General features: G+C 72.9%; 18 protein-coding genes. 4 read left to right on the plus strand and 14 right to left on the minus strand.

What is annotated here, in order from left to right; all coding sequences use genetic code 11:
* The first annotated feature begins 57 nt into the window (after window positions 1-57).
* Entirely contained in the window at window positions 58-633 is a 576-nt protein-coding gene (locus ACWCYY_RS21375) for a TerD family protein (RefSeq protein WP_345283659.1), read from the plus strand.
* 69 nt (window positions 634-702) lie between these two features.
* Here the strand turns inward: ACWCYY_RS21375 and ACWCYY_RS21380 are convergent, their stop codons facing one another.
* The 7 genes from ACWCYY_RS21380 to ACWCYY_RS21410 all read right to left on the minus strand — a co-directional run bounded on the left by ACWCYY_RS21380 (window position 703) and on the right by ACWCYY_RS21410 (window position 7,146).
* Window positions 703-1,809, minus strand: a complete 1,107-nt coding sequence (locus tag ACWCYY_RS21380; RefSeq protein ID WP_345283657.1) for a hypothetical protein — start codon at window positions 1,807-1,809, stop codon at window positions 703-705.
* Window positions 1,810-1,934: 125 nt separating this feature from the next.
* Complete coding sequence (locus tag ACWCYY_RS21385) at window positions 1,935-2,423, minus strand: DUF3180 domain-containing protein (protein ID WP_345283655.1); 489 nt, start codon at window positions 2,421-2,423, stop codon at window positions 1,935-1,937.
* A 119-nt stretch (window positions 2,424-2,542) separates the two neighbouring features.
* On the minus strand, window positions 2,543-3,142 hold the full coding sequence (gene folK / locus ACWCYY_RS21390; RefSeq protein WP_345283653.1) for a 2-amino-4-hydroxy-6-hydroxymethyldihydropteridine diphosphokinase: 600 nt from the start codon (window positions 3,140-3,142) through the stop codon (window positions 2,543-2,545).
* Between the two features lie 52 nt (window positions 3,143-3,194).
* Window positions 3,195-3,554 carry a dihydroneopterin aldolase gene (gene folB / locus ACWCYY_RS21395; protein ID WP_345283962.1) on the minus strand — a complete coding sequence of 120 codons (360 nt, stop codon included), beginning with the start codon at window positions 3,552-3,554 and terminating at the stop codon, window positions 3,195-3,197.
* A gap of 231 nt (window positions 3,555-3,785) precedes the next feature.
* Window positions 3,786-4,283 (minus strand): nuclear transport factor 2 family protein, encoded by a 498-nt coding sequence (locus ACWCYY_RS21400; RefSeq protein ID WP_345283651.1) that lies wholly within the window; start codon window positions 4,281-4,283, stop codon window positions 3,786-3,788.
* Between the two features lie 41 nt (window positions 4,284-4,324).
* Window positions 4,325-5,185, minus strand: a complete 861-nt coding sequence (gene folP / locus ACWCYY_RS21405; protein WP_345283650.1) for a dihydropteroate synthase — start codon at window positions 5,183-5,185, stop codon at window positions 4,325-4,327.
* A 188-nt stretch (window positions 5,186-5,373) separates the two neighbouring features.
* Window positions 5,374-7,146 (minus strand): phosphatidylglycerol lysyltransferase domain-containing protein, encoded by a 1,773-nt coding sequence (locus tag ACWCYY_RS21410; protein ID WP_449796961.1) that lies wholly within the window; start codon window positions 7,144-7,146, stop codon window positions 5,374-5,376.
* Between the two features lie 441 nt (window positions 7,147-7,587).
* Between ACWCYY_RS21410 and ACWCYY_RS21415 the strand changes: the two genes are divergently transcribed.
* Window positions 7,588-8,340: a ferritin-like domain-containing protein gene (locus ACWCYY_RS21415; RefSeq protein WP_449796935.1), complete on the plus strand. Its 753-nt coding sequence runs from the start codon at window positions 7,588-7,590 to the stop codon at window positions 8,338-8,340.
* Between the two features lie 55 nt (window positions 8,341-8,395).
* Here the strand turns inward: ACWCYY_RS21415 and folE are convergent, their stop codons facing one another.
* The 6 genes from folE to dacB all read right to left on the minus strand — a co-directional run bounded on the left by folE (window position 8,396) and on the right by dacB (window position 16,463).
* On the minus strand, window positions 8,396-9,001 hold the full coding sequence (gene folE, locus ACWCYY_RS21420; protein WP_345283646.1) for a GTP cyclohydrolase I FolE: 606 nt from the start codon (window positions 8,999-9,001) through the stop codon (window positions 8,396-8,398).
* Window positions 9,002-9,122: 121 nt separating this feature from the next.
* The gene (gene ftsH / locus ACWCYY_RS21425; protein WP_345283644.1) at window positions 9,123-11,147 is read right to left on the minus strand and encodes an ATP-dependent zinc metalloprotease FtsH; all 2,025 of its coding nucleotides are present in this window, start codon (window positions 11,145-11,147) and stop codon (window positions 9,123-9,125) included.
* 240 nt (window positions 11,148-11,387) lie between these two features.
* Window positions 11,388-11,927 carry a hypoxanthine phosphoribosyltransferase gene (gene hpt / locus ACWCYY_RS21430; protein WP_380149463.1) on the minus strand — a complete coding sequence of 180 codons (540 nt, stop codon included), beginning with the start codon at window positions 11,925-11,927 and terminating at the stop codon, window positions 11,388-11,390.
* An 82-nt stretch (window positions 11,928-12,009) separates the two neighbouring features.
* Window positions 12,010-13,152 carry a tRNA lysidine(34) synthetase TilS gene (gene tilS / locus ACWCYY_RS21435; protein ID WP_345283640.1) on the minus strand — a complete coding sequence of 381 codons (1,143 nt, stop codon included), beginning with the start codon at window positions 13,150-13,152 and terminating at the stop codon, window positions 12,010-12,012.
* 474 nt (window positions 13,153-13,626) lie between these two features.
* Window positions 13,627-14,787, minus strand: a complete 1,161-nt coding sequence (locus tag ACWCYY_RS21440; protein ID WP_345283638.1) for a zinc-dependent metalloprotease — start codon at window positions 14,785-14,787, stop codon at window positions 13,627-13,629.
* Between the two features lie 197 nt (window positions 14,788-14,984).
* The gene (dacB, locus tag ACWCYY_RS21445) at window positions 14,985-16,463 is read right to left on the minus strand and encodes a D-alanyl-D-alanine carboxypeptidase/D-alanyl-D-alanine endopeptidase (protein WP_449796936.1); all 1,479 of its coding nucleotides are present in this window, start codon (window positions 16,461-16,463) and stop codon (window positions 14,985-14,987) included.
* Between the two features lie 75 nt (window positions 16,464-16,538).
* On the opposite strand from dacB, the gene ACWCYY_RS21450 reads away from it, so the two are divergent.
* Both ACWCYY_RS21450 and ACWCYY_RS21455 read left to right on the plus strand, forming a co-directional pair.
* Window positions 16,539-17,030: an inorganic diphosphatase gene (locus ACWCYY_RS21450; RefSeq protein WP_345283634.1), complete on the plus strand. Its 492-nt coding sequence runs from the start codon at window positions 16,539-16,541 to the stop codon at window positions 17,028-17,030.
* 158 nt (window positions 17,031-17,188) lie between these two features.
* Window positions 17,189-17,857: a biliverdin-producing heme oxygenase gene (locus ACWCYY_RS21455; RefSeq protein ID WP_449796937.1), complete on the plus strand. Its 669-nt coding sequence runs from the start codon at window positions 17,189-17,191 to the stop codon at window positions 17,855-17,857.
* 63 nt (window positions 17,858-17,920) lie between these two features.
* On the opposite strand, the gene ACWCYY_RS21460 is transcribed toward ACWCYY_RS21455, so the two are convergent.
* A complete protein-coding gene (locus tag ACWCYY_RS21460) occupies window positions 17,921-19,537 on the minus strand; it encodes an HtaA domain-containing protein (protein ID WP_449796938.1) in 1,617 nt (538 codons plus the stop codon).
* Window position 19,538: the final 1 nt, after the last annotated feature.

Genomic DNA, 19,538 nt, shown 5'->3' on the forward strand with positions numbered 1-19,538 from the left:
CACCACCCCCGCCGCCCGCGTTCTCACGGGCAGAAGCGACGAAGGGACACCGAAACCATGCCAGTCAGCCTCTCCAAGGGCGGCAACGTCTCGCTGACCAAGGAGGCCCCGGGCCTGACCGCGGTCAACGTCGGCCTCGGGTGGGACGTCCGGACCACCACGGGCGCCGAGTTCGACCTGGACGCCAGCGCCATCGTGCTGAACGCGGAGGGCCGGGTGCTCTCCAACGGGCACTTCGTCTTCTTCAACAACACCAGCTCCCCGGACGGCACCGTGGTGCACACCGGTGACAACCGCAGCGGCGAGGGCGCCGGCGACGACGAGGCGATCAGCGTCAACCTCGCCAACCTCCCCGCCGAGGCGGCCCGGATCACCTTCCCGGTCTCGATCTACGACGCCGACAACCGCAAGCAGAGCTTCGGCCAGGTCCGCAACGCGTACATCCGGGTGCTCAACTCGGCCGGCGGCGCCGAGATCGCCCGCTACGACCTCTCCGAGGACGCGGCCACCGAGACCGCGATGGTCTTCGGCGAGCTCTACCGCAACGGCGCCGAGTGGAAGTTCCGCGCCGTCGGCCAGGGCTACGCCTCCGGCCTGGCCGGCATCGCCCAGGACTTCGGCGTCCAGATCTGAGACGCGGTCCAGCACGAAGGGGCGCCCCCGAGGGGGCGCCCCTTCCGCGTGTGCGCGCGGTCCAGCGGTCTAGCGGAACTCGGCCCGGAGCTCCGCGACCGAGATCACCTCGGTGTCGTCGTGCGGCGTCAGGTCGACCACCTCGGGCCGTCCGTGGGCGGCCGCGACCTCCTCCGCCGGGGCGGCCGTCACCGGCTGCTCCACGGAGGGCTGCGGGGCCGCGTAGCGGGCGCTCTCGGCCACCGCCTCGTCGCCCACCACGTCCGCCAGGTCGGCCAGGTCCTCCACCCCGGACGGGGCGGCCGGGGCCTTGGCGGCCAGCTCGGTCACGCTGCCGACCGAGGGCGCCGGAGCGGCGGCCCGGACGGCGGCGCCGGCCGCACCGGCGCGGCCGAAGAAGCTGAAGTTCTGCCCCCGCGCGGCCGGCCGCGGCCGCTGCCGCACCACCGGAGCCGCGGCCACCGCAGTGCCCTCCGCCGCGCCCGCCGCGGCCAGCACCGGACGCTCCGGCACCGCGCCCAGCTGACGGACCGTCGCCTGCACCGGCGCGGCCGCGGGTGCCGGGGCGGCACCGGCCGGCAGCGCGGGCGGACGCGCCGCCCCGGCGGCCCGCTCGGCGGCGGCCCGGCGCTCCTCGGCCCGGACGGCCTCCCGCTCCAGCTGCCGCAGCACCGAGGCCGCGCGGACGTACGCGGCCGGCGAGGCGGGGTACTTGGGGCGCGCGGCGGCCAGCGCGCGCTGGTGCGCCTCGGCCTCCTTGAGGGCCTGCTCGGCCACCAGCACGGCGCGCTCGCGGAGCAGCCGGGCGATCTCGGTCTCGGCCTTGGCCAGCCGGGACTTCTCGGCGGTCAGCCGGCGGCCGAAGCGGGTGGCCCGCTCCTCGGCCACCTCGGCGGCGTACTCGGCCTCGGCGAGCTGCTCCTCGAAGCGCTCCTCGGCCCGCAGCCGCCGGGTGGCGGCCAGCTCGGCGGCCAGCCGGGCGGCGCGGTCGCGCTGGCGCAGCAGCAGGGCGATCCCGACCGCGGCGAGCACGGCGGCGACGCCCAACGAGCGCACCACGAGGGTGTCCGGACTGGCCACCAGGGAGGCCAGGGCGGCGACGACGAGCACGCCGGCCGCGACCGGCGGCCCGGTGCGGCCGAGGAGGGACGAGTGACGGTGGCGTCCGCGAGACATGCCAAAGAAACTAGCGTGCGAATCGGGGCGCTGTCAGCCTGGCCCCCCATTCCGCCCTTGACACGCCGTCACCGACACTCCCGGTGACGGCGGCCTGACGTGCCGTCAGTACCGGAACGGTGCGGTCAGCGCGCCGACGGTGCGGGCCCGGCCGGCCCGTCGTGGTCCTCCGGCAGCCGGCAGACGTGCTGGAGCCAGAGCGCGGCCGCCACCACGGCGGCCGCCGCGAGCACGGCCAGTCCGGCGGTGATCGCCTGGGAGGCCCGGGCCGGATCGTCCAGCTGGCTCAGCAGGTGGATGCCGGTGCCCGCGTAGACCCCGGCCATCACCGCCGAGACCAGGGCGCTGGCCTGGCCGAGCACCACCGCCCGGGCCGCCCCGATCGGGTCGACCCCGCGGGCCCCGTGCTGCCGCTCACGGGCCGCCTTCAACCGGGACCGCAGCGAGAGCGCGGTGGCCAGCAGCACCACCGCGACCGCCGCCAGCACGATCGGCGCGGCGGCGGGCACCCCGGGCAGGTGCCCGAGCGAGTCCCACAGCCGGGCACCCGCCCAGGCCAGCGCGGTGGCCACGGCGGCGATCAGCAGCAGCAGACGGAGGCGGAGCGGCTTCACACGGGTCCTTCCAGCGGAGATGACGCCCAGTCAAGCAGAGACCGGCCGGGCGCGGACCGGACAGCAGGGCCAACGTGCGCCCCCGCCGCCCGGTTCCGGGGAGGCCGCCCCGACCCCGGCTACTCCGGCAACCGGAGCTGGATGTCGTCGCGCCGCAGGACCTCCTGGCCGGGCTCCTCGGCGACCGTCTTCAGCAGGTCGGCCACCCGGCCGAGGCCGGGCAGCTCGGCGTCCGGGTCGGCGTCCTGCCAGGGGGCGAGCACGAAGGCCCGCTCGTGGGCCCGCGGGTGCGGCAGCAGCAGCACCGGGTCGTCACTGGTGACGCCTTCGTAGGCCAGCACGTCCACGTCCAGGGTGCGCGGGCCCCAGCGGACGGTGCGGACCCGGCCGAAGGCGTCCTCGACCGCGTTGGCCCGCTCCAGCAGGGAGCTCGGCGGCAGGGTGGTCTTCAGCAGCACCACGGCGTTGAAGTACGAGGGCTGCTCGTCCGGGCCGCCGACCGCGGCGGTCTCGTACACCGCCGAGACGGCGCAGACCTTGAGCCCGGGGGTGTCGGCCAGCGCGTCGACGGCGCCCTGGAGGGTCTCCAGCCGGTTGCCGAGGTTGCTGCCGAGGGCCAGGGCCGCGCGGCGCGGGTCGTGCAGGGTGGATTCGGCGGTGTCGACCCGGCGCTCCAGGTCGAACGTGGTCGGCGAGGCGGTCGGGTCGCTGGTGCTCATCGGTATCCCTCTGCAGGTTCGGTCTGGACGGCGGCGGGCCGCACCGCGAAGGTCATCCGCGGCGCCGGTGGATGGTGATCGTGACGTCGTCGAACGGCACCGTGATCGGGGCGTCCGGCTTGTGCACGGTGACCTCGACCTCCTCCACCGCCTCGTGCTTCAGGCACTGGTCGGCGATCCGCTGGGCCAGCGTCTCGATCAGGTCGACCGGCTCGCCGGCGATGATCGCGGTGACCTCCTCGGCCACCACCCCGTAGTGCGCGGTGCGGGTCAGGTCGTCGCCGGAGGCCGCCGGGCGGGTGTCCAGGTACATCACCAGGTCGACCACGAAGGTCTGGCCCTCGACCCGCTCGCGCTCGAAGACACCGTGGTGGCCACGGGCACGCAGGCCCCGCAGAGTGACGCGGTCCAGCAACTCACTTCTCCCATGTGGACAGGCTCCGCACACGGCGGAGCACCGGGCCGCCCGGCCCGCAGCTCTCGAATCTACCCGCGGACGACGACGAACCCCGACCGTCCTACCCGGCACCGCGCGCCGCCACGCACGCCGGAACGGCCATTGACGTGAACAGTCGGTGCACGTTCCGCAACAACACCGCGGCCCGGCGGATTCCCGCCGGGCTGACGGAGCCTCAGCCCCGTCTCACTCCTCGTCCTCGTCGTCCCCGCTGGTCAGCACGGGCGAACCGTGGTGCGACCAGAGCTTCCAGCCGTCCGGGCTACGCCGGAACAGGTTGGTGGAGACCACCTTGCCGCCGACCAGCGGACCCAGCTCGCCCTCCTCCTCGGCCTCGCCGCCGGAGAGGATGTTCTCGGTGCAGGTGAGCAGGGCCGTGTCGCCCTGCACCTCGCACTCCACGTCGGTCAGGAAGAACTGGATGTACTCCGTGTTCGCCATGATCAACATGTAGGAGCGGGTCACCTGCGCCCGGCCGCGCAGCACCGGCCAGCCGGGGTGCACGCAGACCGCGCCGTGCTTGTCGTCGGCGTCGTCCGGGCCGAGCCAGGCGTTCTCCACGGCCTCCAGGTCGCCGTTCTCCAGGGCCTCGTACAGCGCCTGGTTGGCCGCCAGCACCGCCAGCCTGTCCAGCTCCGCCTCCGCCGAGGCCCGGTCCCCGACCGACCTGCCGTCACCCGCCATGGTCACTCCCGCCCTTCGCCAAACCGCTACCCCCGGATAGGTCACCGCGCGGCCGCCCGCTGCCAGGCCGCCACCACCCTCACCGCGTCGGCCGTCCCGGCCACGTCGTGCACCCGGACCGCCCACGCCCCGGCCCGGGCCGACAGCACCGAGACGGCCGCCGTGGCGTCGTCCCGCTCCCTGGCCGGGCGCAGCTCGCCCGTTTCCGGGTTGGCCAGCAGCGTACCCAGGAACCGCTTGCGCGAAGCCGCCACCAGCACCGGGCGGCCGAGACCGGTCAGCGCGTCCAGCCGGCCGAGCAGTGCCCAGTTGTGCTCCGGGGTCTTGGCGAAGCCCAGACCCGGGTCGAGCACCAGCTGCTCCTCCTTGACCCCGGCGGCGGTCAGCACCGCCACCCGGGCCGTCAGCTCGGCCACCACGTCCTCGACCACGTCCCCGTAGACCGCCAGGGCGTCCATGTCCGCGGACTGCCCGCGCCAGTGCATCACCACGAACGGGGCACCCGTCTCGGCCACCACCGCGGCCATCTCCGGGTCCGCCAGCCCGCCCGAGACGTCGTTCACCAGCCGGGCCCCGGCCTCCACCGCCCGGGCCGCCACCGCCGCCCGCATGGTGTCCACCGACACCACCACCCCGGCCGCCGCCAGCTCCTCCACCACCGGGATCACCCGGCGCAGCTCCTCCGCCTCCGTCACCCGCTGCGCCCCCGGCCGCGTCGACTCCCCGCCGACGTCCACCAGGTCCGCCCCCCGGGCGGTCAGCGCCAGCCCGTGCGCGACGGCCTTCGCCGGGTCCAGCCACAGCCCCCCGTCCGAGAACGAGTCCGGCGTGACGTTGACCACCCCCATCACGGCGCAGCGGTCGAGATCAGGAAGGCCGGGCAGCTTGTTCATGGGCCCCATTATCGACGCGACGCCCGAGCCGGGACGCCCGGCAGGGCAGCGACCCAGGGGCGCGAGGAACTGCGCGCGGGGGAACGGCAGCACCTGCAACTGGCTGACGGAGCCTCAGTTGCAGGTGAGCCGCCTTCCGACTCGCGCAGTTCCCCGCGCCCCTGGGTCGCTGCCCTGCCGATGCGCCGCTTTCGGCCTCAGGCGGCCTTGGTGAGCCGCGGAGCGTCCGGCATCAGGCCCTGCCGCTGCTTGCGGCGCCACGGCGTCGGCAGCCCCAGGGTGATGAAGGCCTCCGCCTGCATCGCGGCGAAGCCGATCCGCGGGAGGTCCCGGGTCTGCGGGTAGACCAGGAACCGCGGCTCCCACTCCGGCTGGAACTTGGCGTTGAACTTGTACAGCGACTCGATCTGGAACCACCGCGAGAGGAAGACCAGCAGCCCGCGCCAGGCCCGCAGCACCGGCCCCGCCCCGATCCGCTCCCCGCGCGCCAGCGCCGAGCGGAACATCGCGAAGTTCAGCGACACCCGCCGCACGCCGAGCGCCGGCACGGCCTGCAGCGCGGCCACGATCAGCAGCTCGTTCAGCCCCGGGTCGGCCGCCCGGTCACGCCGCATCAGCTCCAGCGAGATCCCGTCCGGCCCCCACGGCACGAAGTGCAGCACCGCCTTGAGGTCGTCCGCGTCGGCCGGCTCGCCCTCCTCGGGGGCCTTGTGCGCGGTGACCACCACGCAGGCGTCGTCGCCCTGGTCGCCGAACCGGCCGAGCGCCATGGAGAAGCCGCGCTCGGTGTCGGTGCCGCGCCAGCGGGCGGCGGCGTCGGCGATCCGGCGCTTCTCCTCCAGGGTCAGGTCACCGACCCGGCGGACCTGGCAGAAGTACCCGTTGCGCTCGATCCGCTTCACCATCTGCCGGACGTTGCGCATGGCGCGCCCGGAGAGCGAGAAGGCCTCGGTGTCGACGATGGCCTCGTCGCCGAGCTCGATCGCGTCGAGGCCGGCCTCCCGGGTCCAGATCTCGCCGCCCTGCTCGGAGCAGCCCATCACGGCGGGGACCCAGGCGTGGGCGCGGGCCTCGGCCATGAAGACCTTGATGGCGCCGGGCCAGGCCTCGGGGTCGCCGACCGGGTCGCCGGAGGCGAGCATCACGCCGGAGACCACCCGGTAGGAGATGGCGGCCTTGCCGGTGGGCGAGAAGAGCACGCTCTTGTCGCGGCGCAGGGCGAAGTAGCCGAGCGAGTCCCGCTCGCCGTGGCGCTCCAGCAGCTGACGGACCTTCACCTCGTCCTCGGCGGTGAGCTCGGGCTCGGGCTTCTCGGGGCGCAGCGCCAGGTAGGCGGTGGTGCCGGCGGTGATCAGGCCGAGCGCGCCGAGGGAGTAGCCGACGTACCAGGCGACCCGCTCGGAGCGGTAGTCGACCGGGCCCTCGAAGCCGACCAGGCCGTAGAGGACGTGCTGGAGCCGCTCGGCGAGGCCGGGGGTGTTGACCTCGGCGCCGTGGCGGACGCCGACGATCAGCAGGCCGAGGCCGACCGAGACGGCGGCCAGCAGGACGAAGGCGGCACCGGCGCGCCAGCGGGTGCGCGGGTCGGCCTTGGCGTAGAACTCGCGGTGGTGGACCAGCATGACCACGAACAGCACCAGCGAGATCACCGCCGGGCCGATCTGGTGCCAGCGCAGCAGGTGCAGCCCGGCGCCGATCGGCAGCAGCACGCAGACGGCCCGCCAGGCGCGGCGCTTGCGGCGGCGCAGCGCGTGCGCCAGCATCACCAGCAGCAGGCCGACCATCAGGGTGCCGGCGGCGGCCAGGGTGGTGGTGCCGCCGGGGAGCTGGCCGGCCAGCCACTGCATCTTGGTGCCGCGCAGCTTCGGGAAGACGGCGCAGGCGATGTCCACCAGGCCGATCAGCAGACAGGTGTACCCCACGGCGCCGGGCAGCCAGGCCCGGGGCACGGCCGCCGCCTGGGTGCGCAGCGTCTGGAGCCGCCGGCGGGGCTGCTCCTGGGTCGGTTCAACGGACACGGGCGTACTCACGGGGTGTCAGCGTAGGGGCTGCCGCGGGCAGTTCCGCCCCTCCGGTGGGGGCGTCGTGCGGAACCTTCATGACAAATCCTTGTTCTGGCAATCGGACCGTCAGATGAGCTCCCGGACAGGCTCGTTCCGGGTGCGCGGCGGACGGTGGTGCCCTGGGGACGGGTGGGCGTTGCGACCTGACGGATGCTCGGCCGACGCGTGCGCGGATCGGCACCCGCAGGCGTGCCGCACACCGTGGACGCAGCATTCTAGGCCCCCGGTTGCACCCCTCCTCCCCACCGGTCGGCCACACCCCCGGGCACCCGCCCGGCGCAGCACCGGTGGCCCGCCCGGAGCGCCCCGGCACAGGATGGATCCCCCGACCGGAGGAGAGGCTCCGCCATGCTCAGCACCCGATCGCTGTTCCAGCAGATCTACGCGGACGACCGCGCCTACCAGTTGTTCTGCTCGGTGGCGGCCGGCGGTGAGGACCAGGGCGGCTGGGAGAACGAGCGGATCACCGAGCTCACCGCCGATCCGGTGCTGGCCCCCAAGGTGGCCCGGCACGGCGCGGACGAGCGCAAGCACGGCCGGATCTTCACCCAGCTGCTGCGCAAGCGCGGCCTGGAGAAGGTGGAGGTCCCGCCGGAGACCGACTACTGCATGCTGCTGGAGCGTCAGGGCATCGGCCTCTCGCACGACCGGCTGACCTCGGGCGCCCCGCTCTCCGACCGCGAGATCATCACCTACCTGGCGCACAGCCGGGTCACCGAGCAACGCGCGTCCGAGCAGATGCGCCAGCTGGCCAAGGCCTACGCCGGCAACCCCGACCTGGACCGGGCGATGCGGATGATCTCCGCCGACGAGGACGACCACCTCGCCTACTGCCACGAGGAGCTGCTCCGGCTGGCCGCCCGGGGCCACGGCCCGTACATCCGGCACACCCTGGAGTCGATCGCCCGGGGCGAGATCCGCACCCACCGGGACGTCGGGCTGGCCGTGATGACCGCGCTGGGCCGGATCCTGGGCTGGCCCCGGCACCAGCGGCTGCTGCTGGCCGCCGGCGTGTACGGCCTCTACCTGTACGACCGGCTCTGGGGCTGGCGCCGGATGGTCACCCTGCGGATGCCGGCCAAGCGCAACGCCCTGGGCTGACGTCTCGTCAACCCAGGGCGTTGCGGGGGGATCAGCGACCGGTTCGGCGACCGGCTCAGCGACCGATGATGAGGCTCATCGCCTCGGCCCGGGTGGCCGGGTCGCGGAGCTGGCCGCGGACGGCCGAGGTGATGGTCTTGGCGCCGGCCTTCCGGATGCCGCGCATCGACATGCACATGTGCTCGCACTCGATCACCACGATGGCGCCGCGCGGCTCCAGGATGCGCATCAGCGAGTCGGCCACCTGGCTGGTGAGGCGCTCCTGGACCTGGGGGCGGCGGGCGTAGACGTCCACCAGCCGGGCCAGCTTGGAGAGGCCGGTGATCTTGCCGCTGGTGGACGGGATGTAGCCGACGTGGGCGACGCCCCGGAACGGCACCAGGTGGTGCTCGCAGGTGGAGTACACCTCGATGTCCTTGACCAGCACCATCTCGTCGTGGCCCAGGTCGAAGGTGGTGGAGAGGACGTCCTCCGGCTTCTGCCACAGGCCCGCGAATATCTCCTGGTAGGCCCGGGCCACCCGGGCCGGGGTCTCCAGCAGGCCCTCGCGGTCCGGGTCCTCGCCGATCGCCAGCAGCAGCTCACGCACGGCGGCCTCCGCGCGCTTCTGGTCGAACTCCCCGATCGCGGGGTCCTGGTCCAGAGTCACCGGGTCGATCATGCGGGCCTCGCAAGCTGGTCAGTGGAGTCAGTGGGAATGGGTCCGAGCAGCACGGATGCCGCGCCTCCAGGGTACAAACCCGGGTGGCGCGGCATCCATTCCGATCGGCCGTCAGGCGGTGTCAGGCCTCCGGGGAGGTCTCCGGCAGCTTGACGATGTCGACCTGCGGGGCGGCCTCCGCCTGAGCGGCGTTGTTCATCGCCAGCTCCTTCGGGGACTGCACCGGCGGGCGGGTGGACGGCGTCCGGCGGGCGGAGCCCGTCCAGGCCGGCCGGGCCGGGCGCTTGACGATGGAGCTGAAGATCTCGGCGATCTGCTCCTTGTTCAGGGTCTCCTTCTCGAGGAGCTCCAGAACGAGGTTGTCGAGCACGTCGCGGTTCTCGACCAGGATCTCCCAGGCCTCGTTGTGCGCGGTCTCGATGAGCTTCTTGACCTCCTCGTCCACCAGCCCGGCGACCTCCTCGGAGTAGTCGCGCTGGTGGCCCATCTCGCGGCCCAGGAACGGCTCCGAGTCGCTGGAGCCGAACTTGATCGCACCCAGGCGCTCGGTCATGCCGTACTGGGTGACCATGGCCCGCGCGGTGGCGGTGGCCTTCTCGATGTCGTTCGAGGCGCCGGTGGTCGGGTCGTGGAAGACCAGCTCCTCCGCCGCGCGCCCGCCCAGCATGTAGGCCAGCTGGTCGAGCATCTCGTTCCGGGTGGTCGAGTACTTGTCCTCGTCCGGGAGGACCATCGTGTAGCCCAGGGCGCGGCCGCGGGACAGGATGGTGATCTTGTGGACCGGGTCCGCGTTCGGGGAGGCCGCCGCGACCAGGGCGTGGCCGCCCTCGTGGTACGCGGTGATCTTCTTCTCCTTGTCGGACATGATCCGGGTCCGCTTCTGCGGGCCGGCCACGACGCGGTCGATCGCCTCGTCCAGGATGGAGTTGTCGATCAGCTTCTTGTCCGAACGGGCCGTCAGCAGGGCGGCCTCGTTGAGCACGTTGGACAGGTCGGCACCGGTGAAGCCGGGGGTGCGCTTGGCGACGGCCGAGAGGTCGACGTCCGGGGCGACCGGCTTGCCCTTCTGGTGGACCTTCAGGATCTCCAGACGGCCCATCAGGTCGGGGCGGTCCACCGCGATCTGGCGGTCGAAGCGGCCCGGGCGCAGCAGCGCCGGGTCCAGGATGTCCGGCCGGTTGGTGGCGGCGATCAGGATCACGCCGCCCTTCACGTCGAAGCCGTCCATCTCGACCAGCAGCTGGTTGAGGGTCTGCTCGCGCTCGTCGTGACCGCCGCCGAGGCCGGCGCCGCGGTGGCGGCCGACCGCGTCGATCTCGTCGACGAAGACGATCGCCGGGGCGTTCGCCTTGGCCTGCTCGAACAGGTCGCGGACCCGGGAGGCACCGACACCGACGAACATCTCGACGAAGTCCGAGCCGGAGATCGAGTAGAACGGGACGCCCGCCTCGCCGGCCACGGCACGGGCCAGCAGGGTCTTGCCCGTCCCGGGCGGGCCGTACAGCAGCACGCCCTTGGGGATCTTGGCGCCGACCGCCTGGAACTTGGCCGGCTCCTGCAGGAACTCCTTGATCTCGTGGAGCTCCTCCACCGCCTCGTCCGCGCCCGCGACGTCGGCGAAGGTGGTCTTCGGGGTGTCCTTGGTGAGCAGCTTGGCCTTGGACTTGCCGAACTGCATGACCCGGGAGCCGCCGCCCTGCATCTGGTTCATCAGGAACAGGAAGACCAGCACGATGATGACGATCGGCAGCATCGACAGCAGCAGGCTGACGAAGGTCGACTGCTTCTCGGGCACGACGGTGTAGCCGTTCGGCACGCTGGTCGGGTTGGCGGTGAGCCACTCGGCCAGGGTCGCGCCCTGGTCGCCGACGTACGAGGCCTGGAACTTGGAGCCCGAGGGCACCTTGCCGTTGCTGCCCGCGGGCAGCTTCTGACCGTCCCTCAGCTCGACCTTGATCAGATTCGAGTCGCCGGTGGTGATCTGCACCGACTGCGCCTGGTTGTTCCTGATCGCGGAGACGACCTGGCTGGTGTCCGCCGTCTTGGAGCCGCTGGAGTCGGAGACGACCTGCATCAGCACAATGACGGCGAGGACGGCCAGCACGATCCACATGATCGGCGCACGGAAGTATCGCTTGACGTCCATCCATGCGGGGCGTTGCCGCCCCGTCCCTCCTGCCACTCAACAGCGCTGATCGGCTGTGGCCGTCGGCGCATCCGGTATGTGCTCATGAGAAGAGCGGTTTATGGGACCGTACCGCAGCCTTCACCGCCGACGGCGGGAGCACGACGACTACGACGTATTTTCCTACCCCGGCACAACGGGCGGGAACATCGCACTGTTCCCGCCCGTCGCCCGATCGGGGCACTCTCTTCCGACGGCCCGTCAGCCGCCGTACACGTGCGGGGCCAGGGTGCCGATGAACGGCAGGTTCCGCAGCTTCTCCGCGTAGTCCAGGCCGTAGCCGACCACGAACTCGTTCGGGATGTCGAAGCCGACGTACTTGACGTCGATCTCGACCTTGGCGGCGTCCGGCTTGCGCAGCAGGGTGCAGACCTCCAGGGAGGCCGGGCCGCGCGAGCGCAGGTTGTTGAGCAGCCAGGACAGGGTCAGGCCGGAGTCGATGATGTCCTCGACGATCAGGACGTCCCGGCCCGAGATGTCGGTGTCCAGGTCCTTGAGGATCCGGACCACGCCCGAGGACTTGGTGCCCATGCCGTAGGAGGAGACCGCCATCCAGTCCATGGTGACCTTGGAGTGCAGCACCCGGGACAGGTCGGCCATCACCATGACGGCGCCCTTGAGGACGCCGACGATGAGCAGGTCGCGGCCGGCGTAGTCCTGGTCGATCCGCTCGCCGAGCTCCAGGAGCTTGGCGTCGATCTCGTCCTTGCTGATGAGCACCTTCGCCAGGTCGGCGCCCATGTCGTTGTGATCCACCGGGGATACGTCCTCAAACGTTCGGGGTCCTGTGTCTGCGGCAGCCCTGCGACCTGGTGTTCACCCGTCAGTCGCCCTGGCGCCGGAACACCAGCGTGCCACACGTGCGGGTGACCTCCACCCCTCCGGGTAGGTGCAACGGCCCCTGACCACGCCATCCGGTGACCAGCAGGTCCACCGTTTCGAGGTGACGGGCGAACAGGTCACCGGCCGGACAGCCCGCCCGCAGCGCGGCCCGGCGCAGCAGCCGGCGGCGGACGGCGGACGGCAGTTCGGCCAACCTCGTGACGTCCAGGGCCCCTTCGGCCGTCCGGAGGTCGCGCTCGGCCAGCGCGGCCCACTGGTCCAGCGCGTCGGCGTCGTCCCGGAACAGCCGAGCGGTCCGCGCCAGCGCCTCGACCACCCCGGTGCCCAGGTGCTTCTCCAGCACCGGCAGCACCTCGTGCCGCACCCGGGCCCGGGTGTAGGCCGGGTCGGAGTTGTGCGGGTCGTCCCAGACCGGGATCGACTGCTCCTTGCACGCCTGCCGGGTCGCCGCCCGGTCCAGCTCCAGCAACGGCCGCCGGTAGCGGCCCTTCTGGGCCGGCATCCCGGCCAGCGACCGGGCGCCCGACCCGCGGGCCAGGCCCATCAGCACCGTCTCGGCCTGGTCGTCCCGGGTGTGCCCGAGCAGCACCGCCACCGCGCCGAAGCGCTCGGCTGCCTCGTCCAGCGCGGCGTACCTGGCCTCCCGGGCGGCGTTCTCCGGGCCGCCCTGACGGCCCACCAGCACCTGGACCGCCTCCACCGGGTCCAGCCCCAGCTCGGCGAGCCGGTCCGCCACCTGGCGGGCCCGCTCCTCGGAGCCGTCCTGCAGTCCGTGGTCCACCGTCACCGCGCCCACCCGCAGGCCGAGCTTGGGCGCCTCGAAGGCGGTGGCGATGGCCAGCGCCATCGAGTCGGCACCGCCGCTCACCGCGACCAGCACCAGCGGCGAACCGGGGGCGGCGGGGGTACGGGGCAGCCCGGAGGGGTGGCGGCGGGCGTTGCCGATCAGCGCGGTGGCGGTGCCGGCCGGCTCAGGGGCCGGGGCCCCGCTCAGCGCGAGGGCGGCGGGGCGGCCGCGCGGCGAGCGGGCGGCGGGGGTGATGTCGCCCAGGTCTGCGGCGAGTTCGGCGAGGGTGCGGCGGACGGCGAGGCGTATCGCCGCGACGGCGGGGTGTGGTCCCACGGGGAGGCACTCCTTGGCACGGGGGCGGAGCGGGAACGGTGACGCGGCGTCAGCCCACGGTCACCGGATGCTCACAGATGGTCGCAGAATCCGGGCACCGGCCACGCCACCCTCGCCACCGGTACGACCACGGTCCCACGTACGAGTGAATGAAGAAACGTTCCCTCACCGCCATCGGGTCAACCTGACGGCACCGGTGTACGACCCCCGCGTGGGTGCGCCCCGCAGGGGAACGGCAGCCCGGCGAAAGCGGCTACCCCGGGAGCGCGAGGAACTGCGCGAGTCGGGAGGCGGGGCACCGGCAACTGAACCTCCGTCAGCCAGTTGCAGGTGCTGCCGTTCCCGAGCGCGCAGTTCCTCGCGCCCCTGCGGGGCGCCTACGGCGTGACGCGGGCGACGCCCCTCCCCCATCCGGCAAGCCCGCCGCAGGCGAACTCCGTCCCCTTCGCACGAGCCCGCCGCAGGCGACCCCCGCTACGGCGCGACCCGGGTCACCCAGGCGGCGGGGTTGTGGATCTCCTCCTTGGTGGGGAGGGTGTTCGGGGAGGTCCAGACACGGTTGAAGCCGTCCATGCCGACGCGGTCCACCACGCCGCGGACGAAGACCGCGCCGTCCTGGTACTGGCGGAGCTTGGCGTCCATCCCGAGCAGCCGACGGATCACCAGGTCCAGCCGCCCCGCCCCGAGCTGACGGCGCTGCTGGAACTTCTCCCGGATCTCCCCCACGCTCGGCACCACGACCGGCCCGACCCCGTCCATCACCACGTCCGCGTGCCCCTCCAGGAGGGACATCACGGCCGTCAACCGGTTCAGGGTCTCGCGCTGGCCCGGCGACTGCACGACCTCCATCAACGAGCCCCGCTCGCGCTCCCCCTCGCCGCGCCCGCCGAGCAGCCCGCGCGCCCGCTCCAGCAGCGCCACCGGGTCGACCTCGGTCTGCGCCAGGAAGGACTGCACCTCGGACTGGATGTGGTCGCGCAGCCACGGCACCGCCGTGAACTGGGTCCGGTGGGTCTCCTCGTGCAGGCAGACCCAGAGCCGGAAGTCGTGCGGGTCGACGTCGAGTTCGCGCTCCACCTGGACGATGTTCGGCGCGACCAGCAGCAGCCGTCCGGGGGACGGCGGACGGAGCCCGACGCGGGGCGAGTCCATGATCCCCTCGGGGCTGTCCGGGGCGCTCGGCAGCGGGCCCGGGTACTCGGCCGGAGCGAAGGTCTCGTACTGGCCGAGCACCTTCCCGGAGAGGAAGGCCAGCACCGCGCCGATCTCGACGCCGGTGGCCTTCTCGCCGATCGAGCCGAACACGGCGGCGCCCGGGGTGTCGGTGCGGCGGGCCTGGAGCTTCTCGACCAGCGGGCGCACGACGGTGCGGAAGCCCGCCACGTTGGCCCGCACCCAACCGGGCCGGTCGACCACCAGCACGGGGGTGGAGTCGGCGGCGAGCAGGCTGGAGGACGCCATCCGGGTGTAGGCGCGGACGTGCTCCTCCGCTTCCAGCGCGTGGCGCCGGAGTTCGGAGACCACCTCGCGGGCCTCGGCGCGGGTCACCTCCGGGCCGGGCCGCACCAGCCGGGTCGCCGTAGCGACCGCGAGATCCCAGTCGACCATCCCAGCCCCACCGCTCGCGCTCGTCATGCCCTCACCGTACGGGAACCCCCGCCCGGGGCACACGCTTGCGGCCCGGTGGCCCCGCAGGGGCCTCAGGGGCGCGGGGAACTGCGCGCAGGGGAACGGCAGCACCTGCAACCGGCTGACGTGCCCTCAGGTGCAGGTGAGCCGCCTTCCGTACTCGCGCAGTTCCCCGCGCCCCTGCGGGACGCAGCCCGTGTGCCTCAGCGGCAGCCGCAGGCGGCGAGGCGGGCGATGACGCGGTCGATGGCGGCGCGGGCGGCGTCGCCCGAAGCGGTGGTGCGGGTCATCAGGGCGAAGGTGAGCGGACGGCCGTCGGCGTTCATGACGGTGCCGGCCAGGGTGTAGATGCCGCTGCCGGCCAGGGTGCCGGTCTTGGCCCGGACGATGCCGATGCCCTCGGGGGACTTAGCGAAGCGGCCGGCCATGGTGCCGGTGAAGCCGGCGATCGGGAGGCCGGTCAACACCGGGCGCAGCCGGGGGTGTTCGGGCGAGGAGGCGAGGGCGAGGACCTTGGCGAGGACCAGCGGGGAGAGCTGGTCGCCGGTGTGCAGGCCGCTGCCGTCGTTGAGGACGACGCCGGCCATCGGGACGCCGAGCGACTCCAGGGTCTGCCGGGTGGCGAGCGAGGCGCCCTCGAAGCTCGCGGGCTGCTTGGCGGCGAGGGCGACCTGACGGGCGATCGTCTCGGTGAGGAGGTTGTCGGAGGTGGTGAGGAAGCGCTCGACCAACCGGTCGATCGTCGGCGACTTCACGGCGGCGAGTTCGGCCGCGCCGGCCGTGGCGGTCCTGGCGACGGGCTTGCCCTGGACGGTGATCCCGAGCCCGCCGAGGAGGGCGGCGAAGGCCTCGGTGGCCTTGGTCGCGGGTTCGGCGACCCGGACGGGGGCCTCCTCCTGGGAGCGCGGGTCGTTCTTGGCCTCGTCCACCATCAGCGGGGTGACGTCGGCGATGTTGGTGGCGTCGTGCTGGGCGTGCCGGATCGGACCGGTGAAGAGCGAGGCGTCGAAGCCGAGCTTGACCGAGGTGACCCCGGCGGACTTGAGGGCGGCGGCGGTCCGCTGGGCGAGGTCGGCGAGCGAGGCGGGGGCGGTGTCCTCGTCCACCGGCATGCCGCCGACCCGGACGTCGGCCACCGGCAGGGTGGAGAGCGTCGGGTCACCGCCGCCGACCAGCACGATCTCGTCGGGGGTGGCGCCCTGCACGACCCGGGTGGAGAGCCGGGTGTCGCCGGGGACGAGGTGCAGCGCGGCGACCGCGGTGAGCAGCTTGGTGGTGGAGGCGGGGGTGGCCGCGGTGTTCTCGTTGCCGCCGTAGAGCAGGGCACCGGTGACGCCGTCGGTGACGGCGAAGCTGAGGGTGCCGAGCGCCTTGTCCTGCACCAGGGCGCCCAGGTCGCGCTGGAGTCCGGCGGTGGTGGGCAGCCCGGTGTCGCCGGTGACGCTCGCGGCGAGCACGGCGCCGCCGGTGGCGGCCAGCTTCGGCCCGGCGGGGGCCGGCGGCCTGGGCGCACCGGTGGCCGACGCCCCGGAGGCCGGGGCGGACGGACGTCCGCTGCTCTGGCCCGCCTTGGGGCTCGGCGCGGCGGAGGCCGCCGTCAGACCGCCCGCGGTGAGCGCGACCCCGAGCACTCCGGCCACCGCCGCCGTGCGGCCACGCCGCACCCCCGTCCCTCGCTGCACCACCGGGCCCCTTTCCTGAGCACACCCTGCCGTAGGAGACACTAGATCCTGTCAGTCCCTACCTTGGAGGAACCGTTGGAGTTCGACGTCCTGATCGAGATCCCGAAGGGCTCCCGCAACAAGTACGAGGTCGACCACGAGTCGGGTCGCCTCCGTCTTGACCGGATGCTCTTCACCTCGACCCGCTACCCGGCCGACTACGGCTACGTCGAGGGCACCCTCGCGGACGACGGCGACCCGCTGGACGCGCTGGTCATCCTGGAGGAGCCGACCTTCCCCGGTTGCCTGATCAAGTGCCGCGCCATCGGCATGTTCAAGATGACCGACGAGGCCGGCGGCGACGACAAGCTGCTCTGCGTCCCGGCGACCGACCCCCGCTGGTCGCACCTGCAGGACATCCAGCACGTGTCGGAGTTCGACCGCCTGGAGATCCAGCACTTCTTCGAGGTCTACAAGGACCTGGAGCCCGGCAAGTCGGTCCAGGGTGCCGACTGGGTCGGTCGCACCGAGGCCGAGGCCGAGATCAACGCCTCGATCAAGCGCTTCGAGGAGAACGGCGGCCACTGAGGCCCCGTCACTCCCGGGACCGGGGCGAGCAGCTGACTGCTCGCCCCGGTCCCTTTTTTCATCCACGCTCTTACCGACAAGCTGTCGGCATCACGTTGACTTAGGTAAGGCTAACCATAGAGAATCGGGATCGTCTTCCCCCCACCACGGAGGTCCTCATGACCAACCCCGAGCCCACGCCGTTCTCCACCGTGCTGCGCACCGCGAGCGCCGCCGAGCACGAGGCCGCAGAAGGCTCGGCCTTCATGGGGCACCTGCTGAACGGACGGCTCGGGGTGGACGCCTACGCCGAGCTGTCGGGCCAACTCTGGTTCGTCTACCGGGCCCTGGAGGGCCGGGCGGCCGAGCTGGCCGAGCACCCGGTGGTCGGTCGGTTCATCGACCCGGCGCTGTTCCGCACCGCCGCCCTGGAGGCCGACCTGCTCCACCTGCGCGGCGCCGGCTGGCGGGACGGGCTGGTCGCGCTGCCCGCCACCGCCGCGTACGCGGCCCGGCTGGAGGAGCTCGTGGAGCAGTGGCCGGCCGGGTACCTGGCCCACCACTACACCCGCTACCTGGGCGACCTGTCGGGCGGTCAGATCATCCGCGGCATCGCGGAGAAGACCTGGGGCTTCGAGAAGAAGGGCGCGGGGGTGCACTTCTACGTCTTCGACGAGGTCGGCAACCCGGCCGCGTTCAAGCGCGACTACCGGGCCAAGCTGGACGTCGCCGGCCTGGAGCTGGACGAGGTCGAGCGCCGCCGGGTGGTCGAGGAGACCAAGCGGGCCTTCGGCCTGAACAGCGCGCTCTTCGCCGACCTCGACCTGCGCTACCCGCTCAGCGCCTGAGCGGGACCGTACGACGGTGCCCCCGCCGGGAGTTCGACTCCCGGCGGGGGCACCGTCATGTCGTCAGCGGGTGCGGCGCCGGACCAGCACCGTGGTGCCGGTGCCGAGCAGCAGCAGCCCGGCCGCGGTGGCGACCAGCGGGACCACCGGGGTGTCCATGCCGGTCGAGGCCAGCTGGCCGTTCGAGCCGAGCGAGCCGCCGCCGTCACTGGTCAGCACCGCACCGCCGCCGGTCGAACCACCGGTGGTGGTGCCGCCGTTGACGGCGCCCGTACCGGCCGAGGGGGCCGGGGTGGAGGGCTTCGCCGAGGAGGTCGGCAGGGTGGCGTCCTTGTCGAAGGAGAGCACGGCGTTGACCGGGTCCAGCGCGTCGCCCTCGTTGTAGAAGCCGGCGAAGGCGGTGGCGCCCTCCTTGGTCAGGGTGGCGGGCAGCTGATCGAGCGTCACCAGACCGTTGACCGGGGCGAAGCTCGCCTTGGAGACGTCCAGTGCGGCCAGCTTCATCCCCTTCCACTGCGCGGTCGTGCCGTCGGTCGCCTTGGAGGTGAGGTCGGCGGTCAGGAAGGCGCCGGCCCGCTCGATCGACACACCCGGGTTGGCGATGGTCAGGTCCAGCTCGTACGCGTCGCCCTTGGGGTGGGCCAGGAAGCGGACCGAGCCCTGGAAGCCGGCGGTGACGCCGTGGGTCTTGGTGTTGTACGAGCCGCTGCCCTTGCCGAACCGGTAGTCGGCCGCGCCGCCGCCGAACTCCACCTTGCCGCCGCTGGCCGGCATGGCCAGGTACTTGCGGAAGGACTCCTTGACGCCCCACTCCAACCGGCCGTCCACGATCGGGAGTTCCGTCGGAGCGGTGCTCGGCGAAGCGGAGGCCGACGCCGAGGCCGAGGGGCTGGGCGAGGAGGACGGGGATGCGGACGCGGAGGGCGAGGCCGACGCCGACGGGGACGCCGAGGCGGAGGGCGACGCGGAGGCGGACGGGGACGCGGAGGCGGACGGCGAGGAGGACGGGCTGGTGGAGGGCGAGGGCGAGGTGGTGGGCGTGGACTTGGCGAGCACGATCTTCACCGGGTCCATCGCGGCGCCCGCCTGGTAGAAGCCGCCGAAGACCGCCGAACCGTCCGCCGTCAGGGTGGCCGCCGCCGGCACGCCGGCCGTGGTGTCCCGGCCGACCGCGAAGGTGACCAGCGGGGCGTCCTCGCGCTTGACCACCTTGGGCGACTTCGCCTTGGTGGCCGGGTCCTCGACCAGCTCCACCGTGGAGGCGTCGGCGGTGATCGAGCCGGTGGTGCCGCTGGTGGTGAGCTTGAAGTCGGTCAGGGTGATGTCCATCTGGCCGCCGTGGGCGGTGAACCGGACCCCGCCGGTGAACGTGCCGGAGAGCGCGTGGGTGGTGGGGTCGTACTCGCCCGCCCCGTCGAAGTGCAGCGTGCCGTCCGCGTTCCGGCCCGCGCCGCCGGTCAGCTCGACCTTGCCGCCCTGGGAGGCCGGGCCCTCCAGGTACTTGAGGAAGCTGCTCTTCACTCCCCAGTCGAACGAGCCCTGGTCGTAGACCACCTTGGCCGGAGCCCCGAAGGCCAGGCTGGGCACGCCGACGGCCGTCAGGCCGAGGCCTATCGCGGCGGCGGCCAGGGCCGGGAGCGGGGTGCGGTTGCGACGGGTGGCGGTGGGAGTGACGGGCATG

The organism is Kitasatospora sp. NPDC001664, assembly GCF_053596675.1.